This is a genomic window from Micromonospora kangleipakensis, from assembly GCF_004217615.1.
Lineage (GTDB): Bacteria > Actinomycetota > Actinomycetes > Mycobacteriales > Micromonosporaceae > Micromonospora > Micromonospora kangleipakensis.
Map to the genome: position 1 here is coordinate 6,585,991 of NZ_SHLD01000001.1, position 23,150 is coordinate 6,609,140.

Here is a 23,150-nt window from a genome sequence, read left to right on the forward strand (position 1 = left end):
CCCTCGCGCCGTCTGGCACTAACCTTCTCCGCCGCACCTTAGTAGGAAAAAATCCTTTACGACAGGGGGTAGCCGGGCAGGCCCGAGCGAGGCGACGGTATCGCAGGGGGCGGGGGCGGGGGCAAGCGTGCCGGACGGGCAGCTCGCGGGATCAGGGGCGGCACGCACGACGCGGGCGCCCGACCGGAGGGTCGGGCGCCCGCGTCAGCGAACGAGGTGCGGGTCAGTACCGGGAGACGCTCCGGCGACGACCCAGGCCGGCCACCAGGGCCACGGCGATGGCGGCGAACAGGACCTGCAGCAGCAGCTCCCGCCAGTCGATGCCGGCCGTGTCGGCGAAGCCGGAGGCGCGCGCGACGATCGTGCCGAGCAGCGCGGCGCCGACGCCGATCAGCATGTGCAGCCACATCGGCATGTTCTGACGGCCCGGTACGACCAGGCGGCCCAGAGCGCCGACGATGAGACCGACGATGAGCGCGGTGATGATGCCCCATACGGTGAGCTCCACGGTCGCTCCCCTTTCAGTAATCGAGTCACACGGTGTCGTGTGGTTCCTGTCGTGAGCGCTATGTGCCCGACCGGCCGGAAAACCAAACCGACTTCGGTGACGAACGCTTTCTCGGCTGTCGAATCCGTCGGACACCCCTTTTTCGCGGCCATCGGCGCGGTCGGGGTCCGGCCAGCTGAGTGGCGACCGGGCCGGCCCACGCAGCAGCCGGGGCGCGGGGCGGACGGGCCCGGTCAGGACGCGAAGCGGGCGCTCGACCTTCCGGTCGGGCGCCCGCTCCAGTGGTTCAGGGTGTGTCAGTACCGGGAGACGCTCCGGCGACGACCCACGCCGGCCACGAGGGCCACGGCGATGGCGGCCAGCACGACCTGGACCAGCAGTTCCATCCAGTCGATACCGGCGGTCTCGGTGGCGATGCCCAGCGCCCGGGCGAGGACCGTACCGAGCAGCGCGGCGCCGATACCGATCAGCATGTGCAGCCAGATCGGCATGTTCTGACGGCCCGGAACGACCAGGCGGCCCAGAGCGCCGACGATGAGACCAACAACGATGGCGGTGATGATGCCCCACACGGTGAGCTCCACGGTCGCCCTCCTTCTCAAGAAGTTTTCACACGGTCTGTGTGGTTCCTGTCGTGACGGTTAAGTGCCCGACCGGCCGGAAATCCAAACCGACTCAATCGCGCCGAGGTTGTGCGACGTCAATGTCCGGATCGCGCGTCGGTTCGGGTCGCGAGCGGCATCTCGCAGGTGGAAGGGGGTGCCGGCCGGTCCGGCGCGGGCGCCCGGGACCGGCAAAAATCTTCGGCGGTACGACCGCGAACGGCCGGCGCCCCGCGCGGAGGACCCGGGTGCGGGTCGCTCCGGCGGGGCGCCGGCCGTACTGGTGCGAACGGAGCGGGGCTACTTCTTGCCCGGGGCCTTGCCGTCCCCGGAGTCCGACGAGAGGGCGGCGATGAAGGCCTCCTGCGGGACCTCCACCCGGCCCACCATCTTCATCCGCTTCTTGCCTTCCTTCTGCTTCTCCAGCAGCTTGCGCTTCCGGCTGATGTCACCGCCGTAGCACTTCGCGAGCACGTCCTTGCGGATCGCCCGGATGGTCTCCCGGGCGATCACCCGGCTGCCGATGGCGGCCTGGATCGGCACCTCGAACTGCTGGCGCGGGATCAGGTTGCGCAGCTTCGCCGCGATGCTGACGCCGTAGTTGTACGCCTTGTCCTTGTGCACGATCGCGCTGAACGCGTCCACCGGCTCGCCGTGCAGCAGGATGTCGACCTTGACCAGGTCGGAGGCCTGCTCGCCGGAGGGCTCGTAGTCCAGCGAGGCGTAGCCCTTGGTCCGGCTCTTGAGCTGGTCGAAGAAGTCGAAGATGATCTCCGCGAGGGGCAGCGTGTAGCGCAGCTCCACCCGGTCCGCGGAGAGGTAGTCCATGCCGAGCAGGCTGCCCCGGCGGCCCTGGCACAGCTCCATCACCGCGCCCACGTAGTCGTTCGGGGTGAGCACGGTGGCCCGCACGGTCGGCTCGTACACCTCGGCGATCTTGCCGGTGGGGTACTCGCTCGGGTTGGTCACGACGATCTCCTGGCCGTCCTCCGTGTTGGCCCGGTAGACCACGTTCGGCGCGGTGGAGATCAGGTCGAGGTTGTACTCCCGCTCCAACCGCTCCCGGATGATCTCCAGGTGCAGCAGGCCGAGGAAGCCGCAGCGGAAGCCGAAGCCGAGGGCCCCCGACGTCTCCGGCTCGTAGTCGAGCGCGGCGTCGTTGAGCTTGAGCTTGTCCAGCGCCTCGCGCAGGTTCGGGTAGTCGGACCCGTCGATCGGGTAGAGGCCGGAGTAGACCATCGGCTTCGGGTCCTTGTACCCGCCCAGGGCCTGCGTCGCCGGCCGGGAGTTGATGGTGACGGTGTCACCGACCCGGGACTGGCGGACGTCCTTCACGCCGGTGATCAGATAGCCCACCTCACCGACACCGAGCGCGCCGGCCTTCTGCATCTCCGGCGAGATCACCCCGATCTCCAGCAGCTCGTGCACCGCACCGGTGGACATCATCTTGATCCGGTCCCGGGCACTGATCAGGCCGTCGATCACCCGGACGTAGGTGACCACGCCCCGGTAGACGTCGTACACCGAATCGAAGATCATCGCCCGGGCCGGCGCGTCGGCGTCGCCGACCGGCGGCGTGAACTGCCGGACGATCTCGTCGAGCAGGTACGGCACGCCCTCGCCGGTCTTGCCGGAGACTCTGATGCAGTCGGCCGGGTCGCCGCCGATCAGGTGGGCCAGCTCCTCGGCGTACTTCTCCGGCTGGGCGGCCGGCAGGTCGATCTTGTTGAGCACCGGGATGATGCGCAGGTCGTTCTCAAGCGCCAGGTAGAGGTTGGCCAGGGTCTGCGCCTCGATGCCCTGCGCGGCGTCCACCAGCAGGATCGCGCCCTCGCAGGCCGCCAGGGACCGGGACACCTCGTAGGTGAAGTCGACGTGGCCCGGGGTGTCGATCATGTTGAGCACGGCCTGCTCGCCGGCCCGGTCACCCTCCCGGATGGTCCACGGCATGCGGACGGCCTGGCTCTTGATGGTGATGCCGCGCTCGCGCTCGATGTCCATCCGGTCGAGGTACTGGGCACGCATCTGCCGGGGGTCGACCACGCCGGTGAGCTGCAGCATCCGGTCGGCCAACGTCGACTTTCCGTGGTCGATGTGGGCGATGATGCCGAAGTTCCTGATGCGCGCCGGGTCGGTGGCACCAGGAGCGTTCGCGCCGGGATCGAGCGTCGGTGGCACAGCGGTCCGTTCTGGTCGGCTGACGTGAGCGGGCCGGCACGCCGCCGGCCCCCTCTATGCTCCCACGTCGCCCCGGACGCGGTCCGATCACTCCTCGGTGCCGCCGGACCCCGGGCCGGTCACTCCTCCGGCGGCTCGACGAAGAGGGCGGCGAGCCGGGGCAGCCGGCGCCGGGCCTCCTCCTCGTCGTCGAAGTCCCAGAAGTCGTTCAGGTCGGGCACGGGCACCGGGTCGCGGTCTGCCGGCAGCTCGGTCGCGGTCGCCTTCCGGTACGCCTCCCACGGCACCGCGAGCATGTCCGCGCACTGGAACTCCTCGCCGCTGAGCGCGGCGGACCGGACCCGGGGCAGCTCGGCGAGGGAGTCGGGGTCGGCGACCGCCCTGGCGAACACCGCCCGGCCCTGGGCCATCAGCCAGCCGCGGAAGTACTCGAAGCCGTCGTCGGAGACGCCCCCGTTGATCAGATAGGCCGCGCCCCACAGGTCCACCCGGTACGACGCGGCGAGCACCCGCCGCTGGTGGTGGGCGTACCCGACGATGTCGTCCGGGTCCCGCTCGGCCAGCAGGGCGACCGCCCGGGCGGCGATGGCGTCGGGCTCTCCCCCGCCGCCCTCCCGGGCCCGGTCGATCAGCTGCCAGAAGTCGTCGGTCCGCATGGCTGGCAGTCTGGCAGAGCCGACCGACACCGCACCGCCGGCACGACCGGGCGGGCGCCGGTCGGGCAGCATGGGCGGGTGCCCGCGATCTCGCTGCCCCCGGTGCCGTACGAGGCGACCGCCGTCCGCCCCGACTGGGCAGCGCTGCCCGCCGGCCTGCGGGACGCGGTCGCGGCCCGGCTCGGCGGCGCACCGGTCGCGGTACGGGTGGCCGGCGCCGGCTTCACCCGCGGCTTCGCCGCGGTGCTGGAGACCGCCGACGGCGCGCGGGCCTTCCTGAAGGCGGCCTCGCTGACCGAATTGCCGCACCTGGTCGACTGGTACGCGCACGAGGCGGCGATCCTGGCCCGGCTCCCCGCCGGCCTGCCGGTCCCCCGCCCGCGCTGGGCGCTGAGCGAGGCCGGCTGGTACGCGCTCTGCCTCGACGCGGTGGACGGCCGGACGCCCCGCCTGCCCTGGGACCCGGCCGAGCTGGACGCCACCCTGACCGCGTACGCCGAGGTCGCGGCCGCGCTCGCCGACCCGCCCGCGGAGCTGGTGGCGCTCGGGCTGCCCCGCCTCGCCGACCTGGCCCGGGACGACATCCTGTGGTGGGGCGAGGTGGCGACCGGCCGGGAGCCGGCGCCGGAGCTGCCGCCGTGGGCGCGGGACCGGCTGGCGGAGCTGGTGGCCCTGGAGTCCCGCCTCCCGGCGTACGCGGACGCCCACGCGCCGACCGGTTTGATCCACTGCGACCTGCGGGTGGACAACGTGCTGATCGACGCCGCCGGCCGGGCCTGGATCTGCGACTGGAACTGGCTCTGCCACGGGCCGGCCTGGTTCGACCTGGCCAGCCTGCTGATCACCGCGTATGCCAGCGGCCTGGACGCGGACGAGGCGTTCGCCACCCACCCGGCGGCGGCCGGCGCGCCGCCGGACGCGCTGGACGTGACCCTGGCCGCGCTCTCCGGCTACCTCCTCACCAGCGCGGCCGCCGGCCCGTCCTCCGCGTCGCCGCACATCCGCGCCCACCAGCGGTGGAGCGGCGAGCAGGCGCTCGGCTGGCTGGCCGCCCGGCGGGGCTGGCGCTGAGCCGTTTTGGCTCGTCCCGGCCGACCTGGTAACCTGGCTCTTCGCGCAGCGATGACGCATGCTCGTCGCGCGTGAAGCAGACCAAACCGAGCTATCAAGACGAGGCTGTCGCGTGGCGAACATCAAGTCCCAGATCAAGCGCAACCGGCAGAACGAGAAGCGCCGGCTGCGTAACAAGTCGGTCAAGTCGTCGCTGAAGACCGCCATCCGCAAGTTCAACGAGGCTGCGGAGGCCGGTGACGCCGAGCAGGCCACCGTTCTCATGCGTGACGCCGCCCGCAAGCTGGACAAGGCCGTCAGCAAGGGCGTCATCCACGGCAACCAGGCGGCGAACCGGAAGTCGGCGATCGCCAAGCGCGTCGCCTCGTTCTCGGCCTGACGAGCGCCTGTAGATCTGCCGGAAGCCCCGGGTACTGACCCGGGGCTTCCGGCTGTCTGCGTCTCCGGACGAATCCCGGCCCGGCGCCGCTGTCCAGGTTCGGGCCGCGCCCGGTCCACCCCGCCGGTCGGGTCAGCGCATCGGGTCGCGCCGGACCGGGTCCGCCCACGTGGCGCCCTCGTCGTACCGGACGACCTGGTCGCCGGGGCGGGCGGCTCGCAGCGTCGGGTCGGCGGCCTGGACCACCCCGGGGAGCGCGCGCGGGGCGGACGGCACGCGGGCCCGGCCGACCACCGGCTCCATCTGCCGACGGAACCGGTCCCGTTCCTGCTCCGGCACCAGCGCCGCGGTGCGGACCACCACCTCGGCGACCATGTCGTTGAGCTTCACCATCGCCGCCACCGCGGCCGGCAGCACCAGCACCGCCCACCAGCTGACCAGCTCGGCGAGGGCGAGCAGCACGGCGAGCGCGACCGAGCCCTCGAAGAAGAGGAAGCACAGCACCCCGCCCGGGTTGACGAAGCGCAGACCGAGGAGCCGGGCGTACAGCGGCCGGTACCGCTCCTGGTCGGTGGGGACCGTCGCCCAGCCCATACGGGGGGATCCGGTCACCGGGCGCCCCCCTGCCGGGCGGCGGCGACCGAGAAGACCGCCCGCTCCAGCGCATACGCCCGGTCGTCGGCGCCGCCCTTGACGGCCGCGTTGCACTCGGCGGCCGCGCGCATCGCCTGCACCAGGCCCTCCGGCGTCCAGCCCCGCCCCTGCCGCTGGGCCCGCTCGATCTTCCAGGCCGGCATGCCGAGGCTGCTGGCCAGCTGGTACGGGCTGCCCCGCCCGGCGGAGGCCACCCGGGCCACCGTGCGCACCCCGTCGGCGAGCGCGTCGGCGATCGGCACCGGGTCGACGCCGACGTGCAGCGCCCAGCGCAGCGCCTCGAGCGCGGCAGGGACATCACCGACCATGGTCGCGTCGGCGACGGTGAAGCCGGTCACCTCGACCCGGCCGCGGTAGTAGCGGGCCACCGTGTCGGCCCCGATCCGGCCGTCGGTGTCGGCGATGAGCTGCGAGCAGGCGGCGGCGAGTTCCCGCAGGTCGGTGCCGACGGCGGCGATGAGCGCCTCGGCGGCGTCGTCGGTGCACCGGCCGCCGCCCCGGCGGATCTCGTCCCGGACGAAGGCGACCCGGTCCCGGTGCCCCTTGAGCTTGGCCGCCGGCACCACGGTCGCGCCGGCCGCGCGCAGCCCGTCGGCGAAGGCTTTCCCCTTCGCACCGCCGAGGTGCAGCACGACGAGCTGCACCTCGGGGTCGGGGTTCTTCGCGTACGCCAGCAGCGCGGCGACCAGGTCCTTCCGGGCGTCCTGCCCGGCGTGGAGCACGAGCACCCGCCGGCCGCCGAAGAGCGACGGGCTGAGCATCTCGGCGATCTCCCCCACCGCCACGGCACCGGCCTGGTACTCCCGGACGTCCACGCCCGGGTCGACGGCGCGCGCCCTGGCGACGGCTTCGCTGACCGCGCGCGTGGCGAGCAGCTCCTCGTCGCCGAGGACGAGCAGAATGGGGGGCAGGCTGGCGGGGGTCACGCCGCCCATATTCGCACGGCCCTCGACCGGATCAGGCCTGGTCATCGGCGACTGTGACGCCACAGCCCGCACTCAGCGCCAATCCCGACATTTAAGTCGGTTCACCCGCTACCGCAACAAGCCGCCCCGATTGGTCGGCCACTCCGTCGGGTCGTCGCTGGTCGGGTGGCCGGCCGGCCGGCACCGCCGCCAGCCCACGCCGGTCCCGGACCATGCCGGGCCGCTTCCAGACCGCCGTCACCCCGGCCGACACCACCAGAACCGGCAGGGAGCCGGCCAGTGGGCCCGCTACTGCGGCCGGACGTGGCCCGCTCCGGCGCGCTCGGGAAGTGCCGGACCCACCGCCGCTCCATGCTCCCGTCCCGGGTGACCGACGCGGAGCCCGCGGCGTTGGACAAGGCGGCGGAACAGGCTCGCGAGGACCTGGAGCAGATGGGCGAGCCTGCCCCGGAGCCGCCCGTGGCAAGCGAAAGGCGCAGACCCGGGGCCACTGCCCGGACTGCGCCACCGACGCGGCGGAAGCCGCCTGGACCCGACTCATGGAGGCTTCCCGATGACCATCTACCCGACCGACAAGCGCGTGCGGTACGCCCCCTCCCTGGCCGTCTGGATCGTGGACACGCAGGAGAGCCACACGGTGGCCGCGGATCAACTCTTGGCTGCCATGACGGTCTACGCCACCGAGTCCGGGGACATGCCGGACGGGTGCACCTGCGCGCCGGAGTCCTTCAGCATCTCCCCCATGACCGGGGTGACCGCCAGCCCGGCGCGAGTCCACCGGCTCGGCCAGCAGGGTGGAATCGCCCTGTACGGACACGGCACCGTGCCGGAGAACGGCGTGGCACCGGAGCGGGGTAACGCGCACCAGTGCCCGCACGCGGACGCGGGCGGACAGCGGCAGGCGCGCAAGCTGGCGAAGGCTGGCCGGTGGGACGACCTGTACGCGCTCACCGAGCCGTTCCCGGCCGCGCCGGGCACCCTCCAGCCGGCCGCGCCGGGTAGCAAGGCTCCGGCCGCGTGGCAGGGTGAGCCGCTGTCCGTGTCCGGGGTCGGGGTGATCCCGGACCGGCACGTCCACCCGTCCACCCGGGCGGACCTGGCCAGGCTCGGCACGCTCGCGGCGGAGGCCACCCGGCTCGGCAGCGAGGCGCGCAAGGCGCAGGCCGCAGCGGCGCAGGGACCCATGGAGGTCCGGCGGTTCGCGACGGAGGCTGCCATGTCCGGCAAGGCGCTGGACGCGGCGGAGGTGGCCCGGATGGTCCGCGAGCGGCAGGAAGCGGCGGAAGCCGCGCAGGCGGTGGCGGACGGCACCCGGGACGCGGTGGACAAGGTGCGCCGCGAGGTGGCCGCCGGGATCGCGGAGCGCCGGGACGAGTGGCTCACCTACCTCCACGGCCAGGCCGCGGCCGGGCTGGCGCGCCTGGACCTTGTGGTGGCGGAGCTCGAGGCTGCGGTGGAGAACCTGGCAGAGATCGATCGGGTGCGGCAAACCGTGGAGCAGGCCAACTCCGGCCGCCTGTTCTCCGCCGGATCCATGATCGTCGGTAACGCCGTGGAGGCGGCCCGGCGGAGCCGGGAGCGCGCGGCCACGGCGCTGGCCGGGCTGGAGCGCCACGCGGCGAAGGCCAGCAAGGCGAAGGCGTCTGCCTGAGCCACCTGGACGAACGGCCCGACCCTGCGGAGGTCCGGGCTGTTTCAGCTCTCGTCCGGGTTCGCGCCCTGCGCCTGCCACGGGCGGTGCTCAGCGATCCACGCTTCCACGTCCTCCACGAGCCACACCGCTCCCCCAGCCAGTCGATCGAACGGCTCCGGGAAGTCGGGCCGGCTGGTGATCTGTACGACCCGAGCGCGGGACACCTGGAGGCGTTCCTGTAGCTCTGCACTGCCGTACAGCCTGCGGACCATGGATCGACGCCATGCTCGAGGCGTCAGGGCTGCCGGCCCGGTTGGGTGCCGCGGGTCACCACCGCCAGTCCACGCCGGTCCCGGACCACCGCGATGTCCCCGTCGGTGTCGGTCCGCAGCACCCGGGCGCCGGCGCGGGACAGCCGGGCCAGCAGCCCGGGGTTGGGGTGCCCGTAGTCGTTGCCGGCGCCGACCGGGACCAGCGCGACCGACGGCCGGACCGCGTCGAGGAGCTCCGGGTCCTGGTACGCCGACGCATGAGAGCGCCGGCTACCGGACTTAGACGGCGGGCCCCGGGCGGCGTTCGCAGCGCCAGCACCGGGGCCTTGACCGGGAAGGACCCCCGGCCCATGCCCCACCCTACCGATGCACGCCCAAGCACGTCGCCTCGTCTCGTCGTGGCCTACGCCGGCCCTGCCCGTGGCCTCTCTGAGTACCTACGCAGCCTCACTACCCTCGGCGGTTCGCGATGAGCGTCGAGGCTGTCTCGTGGGCGCTCAACGATGCGCCCGACGTACCCCCGTCGTGCATGGCCGTCCTGATCGGGCTCGCCAACCACGCGCACGCCAACGGCCGTGGCGCGTACCCGTCTCAGGAGCGCCTCGCTCACTACGCCCGCAAGTCGGTCCGCTCGGTGCAGCGGGACCTGACTGAGCTTGCCCGCCTCGGCATCATCCGGCGTGGCGATCAGCGGCACGTCGCCTACGTCCCCGTAGACCGCCGCCCGGTTGTGTGGGATCTCGCCCTTGAGCGTCGGCGTGAGCTTCCGACGTCGCTCGACCCGTTCGCCGAGCCGCAGTCGGGTCGCTCGACCGATGTACCCGAGGCTGTGGATAACCGGGGCGACGTAGACGTCATCCCGGTTGCCGACCGGGGCGACGTAGACGACCGACCGGGGCGACGTACACGACCGAGCGGGGTGACACGTACGTCGCACAAACCGTCCTTGAACCATCAAAAACCTATTGCGCGCGCCCGCTCGCTTCGCGGCGGCGCCGCGCTACCGACCGACCCCCGCGCCGCTCAGTGCTCGCGACACCGGGGATCGCCTGCCGACAACTGCGGGCCCTGCCGCAGCGAGGCCCTCGGGGGTGCGGCATGAGAGCCGAGCGAATCGAGCGCCTCGCCCTGGTCCTCATCCTGCTCGTCGTCGGGGTGGCCGCTGGCGCGGCCAGCTTCACGCACGTGCACGACTGGACGATGGCCAACTCGCCGGCCGGTACGCCGGGGTGGTTCGGATGGGCTAACGCTGTCATCTCCGAACTTGTCCCCATCGCCGCACTACTGACCATCCGACAACGCCGCCGGACCGGCGGCACTATCGGCTATCCCATGTTCCTGCTCGTGTCCGCCGTGGCCCTCTCCCTGGCCGCTCAGCTTGCAGTCGCCAAGCCCGGCCCGTCCGGCTGGCTCCTTTCTGCCGTGCCGGCGTTGGCCTTCATGGGGCTGTCCAAGCTAGTTCTGTCCGGCAAGGTCCCGCCCGCCAAGCAGGCGACTGCCGGTAACCCGGCCAGTCAGGTGACGCCAGTCAAGCTGGCTGACGTCAAGCCCGTGGTGGCTGACGTCAGTGAGCCCGTCAAGCGCGCGTCGCCGAAGGTGCTCACCAACGCCGCCAAGGTCGAGGCCGCTGCCGCCAAGCTGGGCAAGGCGACGGCGGCGGAGATCGCGGCTGAGGCTGGCGTCAGCGAGTCCACTGCCCGTCGCTACATGCCCCGACCCGCCGCCGTGCCGTCACCATCAGTGCGATCACCTGCGGAAACGTCCACAATGAACGGGCGCAAAACCGAACTCACGGAGGTGGCAGCATGACATCAGACGGCCGGCACCCGGAGTCCGCCGGGGCCGTGAGAAGGCTCCCGCAGAAGAACATGGACCACTGGGCCCGCAAGTACGAGGCCGAGCCGCCTCGGCCGTTGACGGAGGACGAGATCCGCGCCGTCCGAATCCTGCTCGGGCCGATCAAGCCCCGCCGTCGTAGTTGAGAAGAAGCCGGTCTCTTGTTTCGCCTCGAGCACCTTGCAGACCGCGCCCGCACCACCGATGCTGCTTGACGATCACCAACGGGAGGGGCAGGCCATGTGGCTACGTCGGAAGCGGAAGCGCGAGGAGCCGCCCCAGCGGCGATACGCGGACTACATCCCCGGAACCGAGACACCTCCCCCGCCACCGCCCGGCAGGGCGAGCATCCGAATCACGGTGGCCGTAGACGTTGAGGCGTGGGCTCAGGCTCAGGGCAAGACTGTCGAGGAAGCCGACCGGGAGCTAGGCCGGCGCATCAACGATGCGACGTCGCCGATGCTCGCCAAGCTCGTAACGGAGCTAGGCGACATGGGGGGCTCGATCCTGTCCGCCACCATGAGTACGGGGGGGTAGGTCCGAGATGGTGAACATGGACGACCCCCAGGACGTGGCCGCCCACTTCTACGCGACGATGCTCGGCTACACCATCTCGACGGAGCCCCCACCGCCAGACTCCAACCTGGCGAAGATCCAGGAGATGGTGCGGCGATGCGAGGCTGGCGACATCACCGAGCAGGAGCGCGACGACGCAGTGGGGCGCCTCATGCGCGCCGAGATGGAGAGAATCCCGCCAGAGGCACGCAACTTTTAGCGCGGACCCCTGAGCCCAGAGACGACAGAAGAGCCCCGGTCTCCCCCTCGCGATGCGAGAGCGCCGGGGCTCTTGTCATGGGCTGATCAGTCGTGGGCAGGCTCAGTCCTCGGTTCGGACCTTGCTTGGGCTGCCCGTGCTGCATGCTCGTTGGCGTGGCGATGAACTGACCTGGCGGGAGCGCGGGTTCGTCTGACCTGCGTGCCATGATCTCGACCATGACCCCCGAAGAGATCCGCGAGAACGTCCGCCAGGAAGAGCGGGACAACCCGCCCCCGCCTATGCCCGAGGAAGTGATCGTCAAGATCCGCAACCTGATGCGCGGCCCCCACCCGGTCCGAAAGGAAGCGCCATGAACCAGGTCACCAAGGACGCCTGGCAGATCATCCAAGGTGCGCCGGCCTTCGGCCGTGGCCTCGTTCGCAGGGTGCGGAGCCTGTTCCTTCCGGGCGGCCAGAGCGACCTTGACGTCATGTACGAGGGCGAGACGTGGATCGTGGTGGTGGAGTATCTCGCCGTGCCGGTCGAGCCGTACGCCGAGCCTGATGGCCCGATGCCCGACGAGCGCAGGGGCCGGTTGATGATGGCGACCGTGGACGGCACCAGCAAGACGAGGATGACCGCCGAGGTGGTGGCTGACAACAAGCCGGTCGCCGAGCGGATCGCTCTCAGTGTCGTCCGATGGTGGGCGCACATCTACCGACTGCCCGAGCCCAGCAGGATTCACGTCATGGACAACGAAGCCCCGGAGTTAGGGTGATCGCAGAGGTGGGGTGAGCGAGGGTTGGTCTGAGGCAGCGCCGCCCCCGCTGGTCGCCGTTCAGGCGTCTTCGGCTACGTCGACGAACTTCGAGAAGCGGCTCCAGCCGTCGCCCGGTGACCAACGGAAGCCGTGAGCGGCGCTCCATGTGCTCATGACCCAGACGTGCGTCACTGCGGGCGGCAGAGTCGGTGGCACGGTCGGCAGGGGTGCTTCGGACCGCATGAGGAGTTCGGCGGCAGCGAACGGTGCGGTGGTGAACCCCGGCAGGATCACGAAGAGGTGCCGCTCTCTTGCTCCGGATCGCTCAAGCTTCCGGAGGTTGTCGGCCTCGTGGGGTTCAAGTAGCCAACCGCTCAGCCACTCAGGGAGTGCGTCTCCCGTGTCGGCAACCCATCCGCCAGACCTCTCAAGAGGGAGTTCGATGTTGATATAGATACTCCCTGGGTAGTCCGTCCCTGCTTGATGAGCGTGAACTACGCCGAGTTCGCCAAGCCAGGCGGAGAACCGATCGGTTGAGTGGCGGTATCTCGGAACTTGGCGAACGTCGCGCCGCTCAAGTTCGGCGAGCAAGATCGGGAGTTCCGAGCGCAGCCTCTTCGCACGAGCCGACGGCAGCAACGCGACGGCCCAGCCACCCGCCAGATCGGGCTCGATCCACCGCTGGCCCGGCCGGTACATGAGCTTCCACAGGGCGATCGACTCACCATCGGCAGCCGCTGTCACCTCAACCGCCCCGAACCGCTCGCCAAGTCGGATGAGGTCGAGGTCGTGCATGCTGCTCCCAGAGTTGTCGTCGTGCTGCTTGACCTCAACGCCTGGGAGCGCCCCCTCGATACAGGCCTTGACCCACTGCTCTTCAGCACGAAGGCTTGTCATGCTTGTGACTATCCCGCACGCCTCCGACAACCGCCGCTGAAGACTACATGGGACAGTCTGACGCCACACGGATCTGGGAGAACCATGGCAGAGCGACGGACACGGGTCGTTCGCCCGTGGCTGTGGGCGCTTGGCGGCCTCGTGGGTGTGCTCCTACTCGCGTTCGCGCTTGTGGTAGGTCCGTGGCTGCTCACCCGACACCCACAGAAGGGCCTGACGTCCGAGCAGGCGCTCAAGGCCATGAGCGATGTCCGGACCACCCTCGTGCAGGCCCTCGCCGGATTCGCCGTCGCCGGCGGCCTGGTCGTCACCTATCGCACGTTCAGACAGAACCAAGTCGAGCAGGACCGCACCTATGCGCTTCGCCTGGGTGAGCAGGTCAACGCCCTGTACACCAAGGCGGTCGAGCAGCTCGGCCACGACCAGGCCCCGGTTCGGCTTGGTGCCTTGTACTCCCTCGTGCATCTCGCTCAGGCCAATCCGAATCAGCGCCAGACCGTCGTCGACGTCCTGTGCGCCTACCTGCGCATGCCCTACGCGCCTCCGGGCTCGGCCCCTCCCAATCTGCGCCAGACCGTCGTCGACGTCCTGTCCGCCTACCTGCGCATGCCCTACGCGCCTCCGGGCTCGGCCCCTCCCAATCTGCGCCAGACCGTCGTCGACGTCCTGTCCGCCTACCTGGGCATGCCCTACGCGCCTCCGGGCTCGGCCCCTCCCACCATCAGGCGTGACGCTGCACAGGAGCTTCAGGTCCGCCTGACCGCCCAACGACTCCTCGCCGACCACCTCCACGTCCCCTCAGGCGTGTCGGGGAGGGACGCCCAGGACCGCCCGCCCTCACCTGACGAGACCTTCTGGCCGGAGATTAGCCTCGACCTCACCGGTGCCGCGCTCATCGACCTCGACCTCACCGAGGCTTCGGTAGTCGTTGCAAGATTCGACCGGGCAACCTTCAGCGGCGACGCCTCGTTCAGCGAGGCGACCTTCACCGGAGAGACGTCGTTCAGCGAGGCGACCTTCACCGGAGAGACCTCTTTCAGCGAGGCGACCTTCACCGGAGGGACCTCTTTCAGCGAGGCGACCTTCACCGGAGACGTCCTGTTCGGCAAGGCGACCTTCAGCGGCCGCCCCTGGTTCGACGGGACGACCTTCAGCCGCCCCGTCTGGTTCGAGGGGGCACGCGTGCTGGACCTCAACAAGGGCTGGGTCGAACAGGGCTCGGCGTTCGAGTGGAACATCAGCGGGTGGATCCTCCGCCCCGACGAGGACGACCCAACACGCGGCACGCTGGTCCCCAGGCCGCCCTATTGGATGGACGATGACCAACTGTTCGGAGGTGGTACCCGCGTCATGCCGGTGAGTCCGTCCGATTGGATGGACTATATGTTCGGTAACCGTGTCACGCCGGTGTCTCCGTCGGATGACGTGGGGGGTGTGACCCCCTGAGCCTTGGAAGCCGCACCGCCGTGTCTTAGCGCCTGCCATCGCGCCACGGTTCCAGAGTCGATTTGAAGGGGGCATCTGTACCCTGACCAGGGCTGATGCTGCTCAGACAAGAGCAAAAGGGGGCCATTTCTGCCCGTCTCATGCCGGCCAGAGAGAGGGAGGGGGACACCCGTCCCCACCTCCCCGGGTCTCGCTACTTCTCGCAGCTACCCGCGGCCCGCCGCTCGGCGAGCACCTTGTCAACGCCCTTGGCGTAGTCCGCCATCGAGTCGGCGTCCGGCTGGTATCGCCACTGGCCGTCCTCGTACCGCATGTCGGCCGTGCCGGCGACGATCGACCGCTTCCACGTCACCACCGCCTTGCCCTCGCCCTCCAGCCGGGTCCCGGTGATCTCGAAGGTCAGGCCGGTGATGGTCTTGCACTCGGTGTGCAGGCGGGCGTACTCGTCACGCGAGATCGCGGCCTTGCCCTCGGCGGTCCACAGGTCCCACGCGCCCTTCCAATCGCCGGCCGCGTAGGCGTCGAACTCCTTCTGGGCCGCAGTCTTGGCCGCCTCCACGGTCACAGGCTCCTTCGGAGCAGCCGCCGGGCTCGCAGCCACGGCCGCAGCCGAGCCGGTCGCAGCCGGGCCAGCCTGGTCGGGGGTGCCCTCGGTCCCGCACGCGGCGGCCAGCAGGGTGACCCCGAGCGCGGCGATGGTGATGATGGTCTTGCGCAAGCTGTCTCTCCTCGGTGGTGCATCAATTGGGTGCGGCCCAGTGGGTCCGCGTGCCCGCGATCGGTCGTGAGCCGTCGCCGCCCTTGTCGGGTCGCGGGCCACTATGTCAGCCGGGTACGACATCAGGCCCGGGGGGCGGACAAGTTCTGCCCGCCCCCGCGCGGCCCTCGTCAGAGGGTCGTGCCGTCGGTTAGGTGCTGGCGCTGTAGCGCCCTGCGCTTTTGTCGCTGATCCTTGTGGGCATGGTCGTAGGCGCGTTGGATCGCGGTCTGACAGGCGCGGGAGTACACCTGTAGGCCGTCCGTCCGATAGCGGTTCCGCTGGTAGTCACGCTGGAGCTTTGCCCGTTGGCAGCGCGGGCATGTCTTCGTCAACTCGTCATCGCTCCCGGCGAGGGGGCCCGCCCATCAGGTGAGCGGGCCTCCTCGCATCTGGTGTGTCAGGCAGTCGGGGCCTGGGAGGTGAAGACGAGCCGGGCGGTCAGGTGAACGCCGCGGTCCTCCGGATCGACGCTGACCACCTCCGCGGAGGTGCACCGACCCACGGCGTCAACCGCCTTGCCGCGGTACCTCTCGACCCCGACCGTCGTCAGGCTCGCGAGCTGACCCGCAGGGATCCTCACGCTGCGATCCACGGCAAGGTTCACCTGCACGGTCCTGGTCACCGTGTCGCCGTTGCGGGCCTGGGTGACCTTGTAGTCACTGGCCCTCGCACTGACGTTGCTCGCGAGTGCCCTGACGAGGGCGCTCACGCGGGACGCGGGCACCGGATCGCCCACGATGGTGGGCACTTGCAGGATCGCGCCAGCGATGGTCCAGGTATGCATCGTGGCGACGATGCCGCCATGGAGGGCGCTCGACTTCGGCGTGCCTCCATGCTTGACGAACCTCAAGTCCCCGGACCCGTGCGAGGCGTACTTCTCGACGACGCGGTCATCGTGGCCGGTCGCGAAGTCCATCCGGTCGACGGTCAACGGGTGCGCCTCATCGGTGTACACCACCACCTGCACGTCGCCGTCAACCTGCCCGTTGATGATGTCCATGCGCTCCGCCCCGCGAGGGCGAACACGGACTACGGGGAGGACGGCAGGTGGAGTGATGTAGCCCTTCGGGTCCGCCACCTCGATAGTGGCCACGCGCTCGCCGTAGACCTTCCAGAGCAGGTCGGTTACGAGGGTGGGGATGGTCTGCGTCTGGGTGCTCACTGGGCTCATACCTCCTGGGGTAGTCGTCTGTTCGGAGTTCGGGTGGATCACTTGTGGGCAATCGTGAGATTCACGCCAGCGGCATCCAGCGCCTTTCGGAGAACCGTCTCCACGCTCGGCGCCGGGGACGCTTCCGCGTACCGTTCTCCGTACACCTCGATGTAGTCGCGGACGCGACTGGTGAAGCCGACGCGCTCCCGACCGGCGATGACCGGGCACAGGGGATCGCACTGCCCGTCGATCAGCCTTGCCGCGCGGGCGTCACCCACCGCCTGGCGGATCGCCTGGTTGTCCTGGTCCACAACTCGCAGGAGGGCCGTGAGTGCGCTCGTGACGGCAGCCTGAGCCTGGGCTTCGGCAGCCTCCCTCGTCCTCGTCCCCGCGGCGAACCGCTCGGGCAGCTCCTCGGCGGCCTGGGTAGCGACCGCCTGACGCTCGATCTCCAAGGCCTCAGCAAGCGCCTTGCTGGCGGCGTCGGCAAGGAGCCGAGTCCTGGTGATCTCCTGCTCCGCCATCGCCAGCGCCTCGCTCGTGATCGAGGCATCTCCGCCGGCGAGCGCCTCGTGGAGGGAGGCGAGCTTGGCCTGCGCATCGGCGTGAGCCTGGACGGTCTCGGTGTGCTTCTGCTCAGCGGCGATGCGATCCTTCTTCGCCTTGCTGGCGGCGGCGGAGTTGCTGGTGGGTTTCTTCGTCGTAGCCACTGCTGGGGTAACTCCTTCTGATGTACGCGGCGCCCGGTCGGCCGCCGGTCTGGTTGTTCGCCTCACCGCCCGTCCGTAGGCGTGAGGAAGCAGAGGGCCTGACCTGCACGCAGGTTGGGTCCTCGGTTGGCTGTTACTGGTTGATCCGAAGGGGGCCTTCGGCCCCGTCTCAGACGAAGCGGCTTGGTCACATCTGGATGACCTGACCTGTCCTTCCGCCGCCGCAGCTACGCCCGTCCCGAAAGGGACATGCCAGTGGCTCCGCTCCCCATAACTAGATAGAGAGCAACTTGGCGTTTCCGCTGGTCACGGCGTTATGACTTCACGCGCCACGTGAAATGGCTTCACGCCACACGTGAAGTCCGCACCTCGCCGGCCACCCTCAGCCCGTGGGCCCGGCAGAAGCCGGTCCCCCTGCCCTCCTTCTGAAAGTGGTGGCGGGGTAGAACGAGGCACCGCACGTTCGAGGACAGCGCGACGAGTCCGAGCCGCTTCGCTCTCGCGATGGCGTTGGACACGCTCGACCGTCCAAGGGGCCTGCCCCCCTCGTCGCCGAGGATCACGCCCAGGCTCCCCTCAGAGAACTCCGCGTGCCCGATCCGGTTCGCCCAACCCAACGCGGCGAAGTGGATCCGAGAGGTGAGCGGGTGCCGATGGTCCTTCGCCATGCGCTGGTACTCGACCTGGTTGATAGCCCCCCAGGGTCGACCCGAGCCGAAGTCGATGCCCCCCACACGGCTAGACGCCTTCCACGTCGTCGAGCATCTGGGAGAGGGCCTCCTCCAGACCCGCCCTGTACCCCTCGGCGAGCGCCTCCGGTTCCGTGATGCACGCGGTGAGGATGTCGGGGATGGTCCAGAGGGAGACGGCGGCCAGGTGCAGGATGCTCAGCCCCGCCTCGCGGAAATGCTCGGCGATCTCGGCGTTCGTCATGTCGGGTGTCGGCAGGCCAACGCTCATCGGTCACCGTGCCTGGTGCCCGCGAACAGCCCGCGCAAGCGAGCCTTAACCTCCGGGGTGAACGGCGGCGCCTCATCGACGATGCGCCGCACGTGGGCGTGCCAGTCGGCGCTGTTGGGCGTGCTTCGTTTGCCGCGCTCGCGAGCGCAGGTAGATCCGTGTTGCTGCACTGAGTGGTGCTCCTCCCTGTAGTGGGGGCCAGGGATAGCCCCTCATGGGCCTCCTTCCGAAGGTGGTCTCGCTGACTGTGCTGGGCAGCAAGGTCGCATGGGCGGGTGGCTCCCGCCGACGTGTTTCAAGCTAGTGCATCCAACCCCGGTGCGTCAAGCCCGGGTTTGGCAGCCCGGAGTTGACAGGCCTGGGTGGCGGGATCAGACTCTATGCATGGCACAGAAGAAGCCTGCGGGCTGGATCGCCGACCTACAGCAGTCGCCTGATTGGGCGATCGAGACCACGCGTGAAGACGCGGGCTGGATCATCACGGGACGCTGGTGGGGAGAGGCTGGGGAGCCCGCCTCTGACGGTCCTCGCGAAGTGGTCATCCGTCTGAGTGATGACGCCCCGCGGGACGTGCGGCAGCGAGGGGTCAACTCGGGAGTCATGCGCAGGTTGGAGCGGCACCTGAGCGACATGGGTGACGAAATCCGCGAGGTATCGGGCGCGACGGCCTTCGCAACCAAGGTGCTCCAGCACGTGGAGGAACGGGTCGCGCGGCTTCCCGACAGCCCTCGCAAGGCTGGGGACGTCTACTACAGGGAGCTACTGGACCTTTTCGAAGAAGTGATACAAATGGGCTATCCGGAGCCGCTGAATATCTTGGCGAAGGTAATGGGGATCCCGAAGGACACCCTCAAGACCCGGCTGCGGGTAGCGCGTCAGCGACGAGGCAACTTCTAACGACACCCCAGTCCATCGGCTGAGCGCGTCGGAGAGACCGCGGAAGGCAGGGCCGGCTCACTCCGCCGCAGGTTCCCTGCCCACTGTTGTCGGACGCCGCTTGGCGCTCCATCTATTGGCGATCGTTGCGCTCCCTCACGTGCCGATGCTGACGTTCTACATCTGGCATCCGGTCGCAGCAGCCCTTAATCTGACCAGATGATCGGTTTGAGTCCCGGACAACTACGCGGATACCTCCTCGAAGAGGTCGTCGCGTGGATGCTCCAGAGCAGCGGCTACCGACTGCTTACAAACAGCAGCCAGGACGAAATCGAGTTGGTCAACGGTTCAAATGGCCTCCGAGTCCGTGGCCGTGGGGCCGAACATCAAGCAGACGTGCTCGGTGAACTCGCCTACGTGCCGCCATTCTCATTGCCGCTTCGCATGTTTGTCGAAGCGAAGTGCTACAGGTCCACACCGGTAGGGCTAAAAGAGGTGCGGAACGCTCACGGCGTTATCCATGACGTTAATCAGAACTGGGCGGCGTCACACCGCACGGGTCGACCACGGCAACGATACCATTACCTCTATTCCCTTTTTTCCACGTCTGGGTTCACGGCGGCCGCTCAGGAATACGCGCAGGCACACCAGCTGGTTCTGGTCGATCTGTCGGCTCCCGCCTTCGCTCGACTAAGAAGAAGGTTAACAAGCGCCAGTAGCGAGATGTTGGAGGCCGCCAGCAGCGATAACCTCGCGGAGTTTCCCCTCACAGCAGTGCGAGCAGTGATTCGGAGCCGTTTGGGTACTGCCAGCTTCGCCAGAGACCAAGGGCCGCAGCTGCCCTTGGCTGTCAATCTCCACAACACGATCGAGGAGCTCGTTTCATTTGTCATCGAGGACTGGCGAGCAAAAATGTTGTTGGGATTTCCTGCCGCTCCAATAGTCCTTGCGATGTTTGTTCCGGCTATAGATGCCGCCATCGCAGCGCTATCGGAGAATCCAGTCCAGCATGTCCGGCTACGTCATGTGGGCGCCACCGATACTGCCGGCACTTGGGTCGCTTCGTCGCAAGACGGACGTGTTGAGTTTCGGTTCACACTACCCGACCGAATCGAAAGCTGGATCATGGCGGATCCCGATGAGTATCGTGCACGGCGGGCAGCCTTCAAGAATGCCTTCTTATCCGATATTACTATCGTATACTCAGACGAAGGTGACGTGCGGATCTTCAAGCTGGTATACGACGCTTCAGACTGGCACCAATCCTGAGATTGTGGTTCGCGGCGATGGCCAAGTAGGCGCACGTCGGCAGGCAAATCAGAAGGCGCTCCGCGCTTATCCGTTCCGCAGCCCGCTGGCAAGAGCCGAGGGCGCGGAGACGCGAGATTACCCCCCTACCTCGTAGACCTTTAGCACCTCATCTCCGAAGTGGTTGATTACCTTGACAGCGATCTTGCCGGTCGTCGGCTTCAGGAACGGCCGGCTCACGGTCGAGTACATAGACGCCCAGACATCCTCGTCGATCTCGGCGCGGAGGGCCTGCTGGAGCCGCTTGTACGGCTCGTCCGCTCCTGTGAAGTAGGCGTGGCGGACGAAGAACGACTCGCTGTTGTAGTTCGTGTCGATGAACCAGCATGCGATGTCGTCGGTGCTGTGCGACCGGACTGTGCCCGTGGTCGGGTCGAACACGTCGACACCGTGGATTTCCACCTGGAGGTGGTTGGGCTGGTCGGCTCGACGCATCTCCACGTCAGGTTCGCCGAACACCATGAACAGGTTTCCTGCCCCGGTGTTCTTCAGAAGCGCGTCTCCCATGACGAGGTCAGGGTTCATGCGGACAAGGGACACGGGAAGGCGGCCCATCTTCAGCTCAGCCTGAGTGGAAAATGTGCCCTCCTCGGCTGGCGTGAACTCCTTGGCTATCTCCGCGGCTCGCGCGTCGAACGCGAATCCGAGCACGAGGAGCATGTCAAACCCTGCGCCCCGCACCGCTTCGATGGCGGCTTCCTTAATCTGGTCCGGCCCGACCGTGCCGTACTGCGGTCCGAGCGACACGGCGACGCGACGGGTCAGCCCATCCTCGGTCGTGTACTCGCCGGCGGCTTGCAGCCAGGATCCGGCGAATGCCTCCAGCCGGTCGAACACCAACCGCTCGGACTTGACCGTGTTCTGCACCCCGCCCTTGCGAAGGTTTTCGAGGATCGTCTGCTCGTAGCCTTCGCTCAGTTCCCCTTCAGCGGTCTGCTGGCTCACCGGACGGTCCTCGTCCGGATCGATGACCCGATGCGGAGCCAGGGACTCCACCGTAAATGGCCCGGCGACTCGGACCCTGCGTGCGTCCTCGTATGGCTGAGCGTAGAGCAGCTCCTGGTCGGCGTGTTGCTCGATCAACCGGCGGACTTGGTCCCGCGTCATACCGTCCTTGATCGCCGGGTTTTGTGCGATGGACTTGAGGCTCACGTGAGGAATCCGCTTGTACACGAATCCCCGGCGCACGTCGTGCCCGCTGGTGGGTTCAACGTAGTACCCGGTGAGCTCCGACTCCTTTGCGGCCCCCTCAGTGCTATCCCGTAGCAGGTAATGCGGGAACCGGGCCGACATCAGCCGAGTGCGGGCGAGAGTCATTGCGACCCTGGAGGTATCGATAGCGATCCAGCGCCTCCCGTGCTGTTCCGCAACAAATGCAGTCGTGCCTGAACCGGAGGTGGGATCGAGAACAAGGTCTCCGGGGTCGGTCGTCATTAGGAGGCATCGCTCAACGACCTTGGGGCTCGTCTGAACCACATAGACCTTCTCGCCGGGCCTTCCAGCGATCACAGTGTCTGTCCAGAGATCTGAAATTGGGTATGCGGGGAAGTCGTCGAGGTATCGAACGTAGGCCACCGAGTTAGCGCGAGGATGGAGGCGCCCGGCGAGCCTCAACCGTTCCATGCCGTCCTCATTCGTAGACCATCGCCTGTTGCTTGCGGGGCGGTATTCCTTGCCTTCTAGGCTGACGGCAAACCACGAGGCTGCCCCCTCGCCCTTCTCGCGACCGATGCTCGCACTCGTCAAATTATCGAAGCGGAATAGCCGGGCATCGGCGGGCAACGTCTCGGCGCCCGCTCGCTCAGCCGCTGTCAGCCCCCGTCGAGTTCCATCAGCAAGCTCGACCCAGTTGTACTCCCCTGCCCCCGAGCCTCCAAGAAACTTCTCTAGGTAGAGCTGCCGGTACTTGGTCTGCGACCGGTCCTTCCCGTACCAGAGCAAGTAATCAGAGACACCTCCGAGAAACTCCCCGGTCGCACCGCTTGTCTTCGCGAACGTAATCAGCGAGATGAAGTTTTCCCCACCGAACACCTCATCGAGGACTGATCGAACAAGATGAACGTTCTCGTCCCCGATTTGCACGAACACGCTGCCCGACTCGTTCAACAGATCATGTGCAACAACGAGCCTTTCGCGCACGTAGGCGAGGAAACTGTGGACACCGCGCTTCCATGTGTCACGGAAAGCACGGATCTGCTCGGGCTGACGGGTGAGGTCGGCTTGCTTTGAGTCTTGGACTTCACGCTTCCGCGTGGATACCTGCCAGTTGGAGTTGAACTTGATGCCGTACGGCGGATCCATGTAAATCATCTGGACCTTGCCGGCGAGTGCCTCTTTCTCCGCCAGGCTGGTCATGACGAGGAGGCTGTCGCCGAGAACCAGGCGGTTGGACCAGTTCGCGTTGTGCTGGTAGAAGTCAACGAGTTCGGTGAAGTTCAGGCCGTCGAAGTCGTCGAACAACGTGAGTTCGGGCTCGGCTGCGCCGCCTCCGGCGGTGTCCCGAAGATTCTCGATGAGGGCTTGCGGTTCGATCTTCTCCTGTATGTAGACCGGGACGGAGGCGACAGTGAGCGGTTCGGCGTCCTGGTCGTCCTTGCCGCGCCACACGAGCTGCGGGTCGGCGTCCGGATCGCGCGGGTAGAGCAGCGGGCGAGGGTACTCCACTGTCTTCGGGGACTTCTCGTCGTCGGCGACGAAGCTCTGGAGGTCAGCGGTGGGGATGTTGCTGCGCTTCGCGGCCAGATGATGAACGGACTGGACCGGGATGGGCGCGGCCGACTTTCCGGGAGTGCGCTTGCGGGGCGGCAT

25 protein-coding genes and 1 pseudogene are annotated in these 23,150 nt (G+C 68.4%); 12 read left to right on the forward strand and 14 right to left on the reverse strand.

The features are described 5' to 3' along the window. Window positions 1-223: 223 nt before the first annotated feature. The 4 genes from EV384_RS31360 to EV384_RS31375 form a co-directional block, all read right to left on the reverse strand. A complete protein-coding gene (locus tag EV384_RS31360) occupies window positions 224-508 on the reverse strand; it encodes a GlsB/YeaQ/YmgE family stress response membrane protein (RefSeq protein WP_130339073.1) in 285 nt (94 codons plus the stop codon). Between the two features lie 296 nt (window positions 509-804). Continuing rightward, a complete protein-coding gene (locus tag EV384_RS31365) occupies window positions 805-1,092 on the reverse strand; it encodes a GlsB/YeaQ/YmgE family stress response membrane protein (protein WP_130339075.1) in 288 nt (95 codons plus the stop codon). Between the two features lie 318 nt (window positions 1,093-1,410). Then, complete coding sequence (gene lepA / locus EV384_RS31370) at window positions 1,411-3,288, reverse strand: translation elongation factor 4 (RefSeq protein ID WP_130339077.1); 1,878 nt, start codon at window positions 3,286-3,288, stop codon at window positions 1,411-1,413. Window positions 3,289-3,407: 119 nt separating this feature from the next. Beyond that, entirely contained in the window at window positions 3,408-3,944 is a 537-nt protein-coding gene (locus EV384_RS31375; RefSeq protein ID WP_130339079.1) for a DUF4240 domain-containing protein, read from the reverse strand. Between the two features lie 78 nt (window positions 3,945-4,022). On the opposite strand from EV384_RS31375, the gene EV384_RS31380 reads away from it, so the two are divergent. Both EV384_RS31380 and rpsT read left to right on the forward strand, forming a co-directional pair. Further along, window positions 4,023-5,015: a phosphotransferase gene (locus EV384_RS31380; protein WP_130339081.1), complete on the forward strand. Its 993-nt coding sequence runs from the start codon at window positions 4,023-4,025 to the stop codon at window positions 5,013-5,015. A gap of 112 nt (window positions 5,016-5,127) precedes the next feature. Beyond that, window positions 5,128-5,394: a 30S ribosomal protein S20 gene (gene rpsT, locus EV384_RS31385; protein ID WP_130339083.1), complete on the forward strand. Its 267-nt coding sequence runs from the start codon at window positions 5,128-5,130 to the stop codon at window positions 5,392-5,394. A 132-nt stretch (window positions 5,395-5,526) separates the two neighbouring features. On the opposite strand, the gene EV384_RS31390 is transcribed toward rpsT, so the two are convergent. Both EV384_RS31390 and holA read right to left on the reverse strand, forming a co-directional pair. After that, window positions 5,527-6,006 (reverse strand): hypothetical protein, encoded by a 480-nt coding sequence (locus EV384_RS31390; RefSeq protein ID WP_242624380.1) that lies wholly within the window; start codon window positions 6,004-6,006, stop codon window positions 5,527-5,529. Next, window positions 6,003-6,983, reverse strand: a complete 981-nt coding sequence (holA, locus tag EV384_RS31395) for a DNA polymerase III subunit delta (RefSeq protein WP_130339085.1) — start codon at window positions 6,981-6,983, stop codon at window positions 6,003-6,005. Before holA ends, EV384_RS31390 begins: the two co-directional genes overlap by 4 nt. Before the next feature lie 544 nt (window positions 6,984-7,527). On the opposite strand from holA, the gene EV384_RS31400 reads away from it, so the two are divergent. Beyond that, window positions 7,528-8,625, forward strand: a complete 1,098-nt coding sequence (locus EV384_RS31400) for a hypothetical protein (RefSeq protein ID WP_130339087.1) — start codon at window positions 7,528-7,530, stop codon at window positions 8,623-8,625. Between the two features lie 44 nt (window positions 8,626-8,669). On the opposite strand, the gene EV384_RS31405 is transcribed toward EV384_RS31400, so the two are convergent. Both EV384_RS31405 and EV384_RS31410 read right to left on the reverse strand, forming a co-directional pair. Beyond that, a complete protein-coding gene (locus EV384_RS31405) occupies window positions 8,670-8,879 on the reverse strand; it encodes a helix-turn-helix transcriptional regulator (protein WP_130339089.1) in 210 nt (69 codons plus the stop codon). 23 nt (window positions 8,880-8,902) lie between these two features. After that, window positions 8,903-9,139, reverse strand: a pseudogene (locus EV384_RS31410) (hypothetical protein); the annotation flags it as partial. Between the two features lie 269 nt (window positions 9,140-9,408). On the opposite strand from EV384_RS31410, the gene EV384_RS37490 reads away from it, so the two are divergent. The 6 genes from EV384_RS37490 to EV384_RS31430 all read left to right on the forward strand — a co-directional run bounded on the left by EV384_RS37490 (window position 9,409) and on the right by EV384_RS31430 (window position 12,250). Beyond that, complete coding sequence (locus EV384_RS37490; protein WP_423202977.1) at window positions 9,409-9,981, forward strand: helix-turn-helix domain-containing protein; 573 nt, start codon at window positions 9,409-9,411, stop codon at window positions 9,979-9,981. Beyond that, window positions 9,978-10,688: a DUF2637 domain-containing protein gene (locus EV384_RS36585; RefSeq protein ID WP_242624382.1), complete on the forward strand. Its 711-nt coding sequence runs from the start codon at window positions 9,978-9,980 to the stop codon at window positions 10,686-10,688. Before EV384_RS37490 ends, EV384_RS36585 begins: the two co-directional genes overlap by 4 nt. After that, window positions 10,685-10,861 carry a hypothetical protein gene (locus tag EV384_RS35200; protein ID WP_165440120.1) on the forward strand — a complete coding sequence of 59 codons (177 nt, stop codon included), beginning with the start codon at window positions 10,685-10,687 and terminating at the stop codon, window positions 10,859-10,861. The genes EV384_RS36585 and EV384_RS35200 overlap by 4 nt, the downstream gene beginning before the upstream one ends. 407 nt (window positions 10,862-11,268) lie before the next feature. Further along, window positions 11,269-11,490: a hypothetical protein gene (locus EV384_RS31425; RefSeq protein ID WP_130339095.1), complete on the forward strand. Its 222-nt coding sequence runs from the start codon at window positions 11,269-11,271 to the stop codon at window positions 11,488-11,490. Window positions 11,491-11,708: 218 nt separating this feature from the next. Further along, complete coding sequence (locus tag EV384_RS35205) at window positions 11,709-11,846, forward strand: hypothetical protein (protein ID WP_165440121.1); 138 nt, start codon at window positions 11,709-11,711, stop codon at window positions 11,844-11,846. Next, window positions 11,843-12,250, forward strand: a complete 408-nt coding sequence (locus EV384_RS31430; RefSeq protein ID WP_130339097.1) for a hypothetical protein — start codon at window positions 11,843-11,845, stop codon at window positions 12,248-12,250. The genes EV384_RS35205 and EV384_RS31430 overlap by 4 nt, the downstream gene beginning before the upstream one ends. A gap of 60 nt (window positions 12,251-12,310) precedes the next feature. Here the strand turns inward: EV384_RS31430 and EV384_RS31435 are convergent, their stop codons facing one another. Continuing rightward, a complete protein-coding gene (locus EV384_RS31435; protein ID WP_130339099.1) occupies window positions 12,311-13,129 on the reverse strand; it encodes a hypothetical protein in 819 nt (272 codons plus the stop codon). Between the two features lie 84 nt (window positions 13,130-13,213). Here EV384_RS31435 and EV384_RS35210 point away from each other — a divergent pair, with 84 nt between their 5' ends. Continuing rightward, window positions 13,214-14,575 (forward strand): pentapeptide repeat-containing protein, encoded by a 1,362-nt coding sequence (locus EV384_RS35210; protein WP_165440122.1) that lies wholly within the window; start codon window positions 13,214-13,216, stop codon window positions 14,573-14,575. A 193-nt stretch (window positions 14,576-14,768) separates the two neighbouring features. Here EV384_RS35210 and EV384_RS31445 read toward each other — a convergent pair whose 3' ends face one another. From EV384_RS31445 to EV384_RS31465, 4 genes are all read right to left on the reverse strand, one after another. Next, window positions 14,769-15,293: a hypothetical protein gene (locus EV384_RS31445; RefSeq protein WP_130339101.1), complete on the reverse strand. Its 525-nt coding sequence runs from the start codon at window positions 15,291-15,293 to the stop codon at window positions 14,769-14,771. A 439-nt stretch (window positions 15,294-15,732) separates the two neighbouring features. After that, window positions 15,733-16,497, reverse strand: a complete 765-nt coding sequence (locus EV384_RS31450; protein WP_130339103.1) for a hypothetical protein — start codon at window positions 16,495-16,497, stop codon at window positions 15,733-15,735. 47 nt (window positions 16,498-16,544) lie between these two features. Beyond that, a complete protein-coding gene (locus tag EV384_RS31455; RefSeq protein WP_130339105.1) occupies window positions 16,545-17,198 on the reverse strand; it encodes a hypothetical protein in 654 nt (217 codons plus the stop codon). Window positions 17,199-17,936: 738 nt separating this feature from the next. Further along, window positions 17,937-18,158 (reverse strand): hypothetical protein, encoded by a 222-nt coding sequence (locus EV384_RS31465; RefSeq protein ID WP_130339107.1) that lies wholly within the window; start codon window positions 18,156-18,158, stop codon window positions 17,937-17,939. Between the two features lie 384 nt (window positions 18,159-18,542). Between EV384_RS31465 and EV384_RS31470 the strand changes: the two genes are divergently transcribed. Together EV384_RS31470 and EV384_RS31475 are read left to right on the forward strand one after the other, a co-directional pair. After that, window positions 18,543-19,055, forward strand: coding sequence for a hypothetical protein (locus tag EV384_RS31470; protein ID WP_130339109.1), 513 nt, complete (start codon window positions 18,543-18,545; stop codon window positions 19,053-19,055). A gap of 198 nt (window positions 19,056-19,253) precedes the next feature. Then, on the forward strand, window positions 19,254-20,303 hold the full coding sequence (locus tag EV384_RS31475; RefSeq protein WP_130339111.1) for a restriction endonuclease: 1,050 nt from the start codon (window positions 19,254-19,256) through the stop codon (window positions 20,301-20,303). A 117-nt stretch (window positions 20,304-20,420) separates the two neighbouring features. Here EV384_RS31475 and EV384_RS31480 read toward each other — a convergent pair whose 3' ends face one another. Further along, entirely contained in the window at window positions 20,421-23,150 is a 2,730-nt protein-coding gene (locus EV384_RS31480) for a site-specific DNA-methyltransferase (protein ID WP_130339113.1), read from the reverse strand.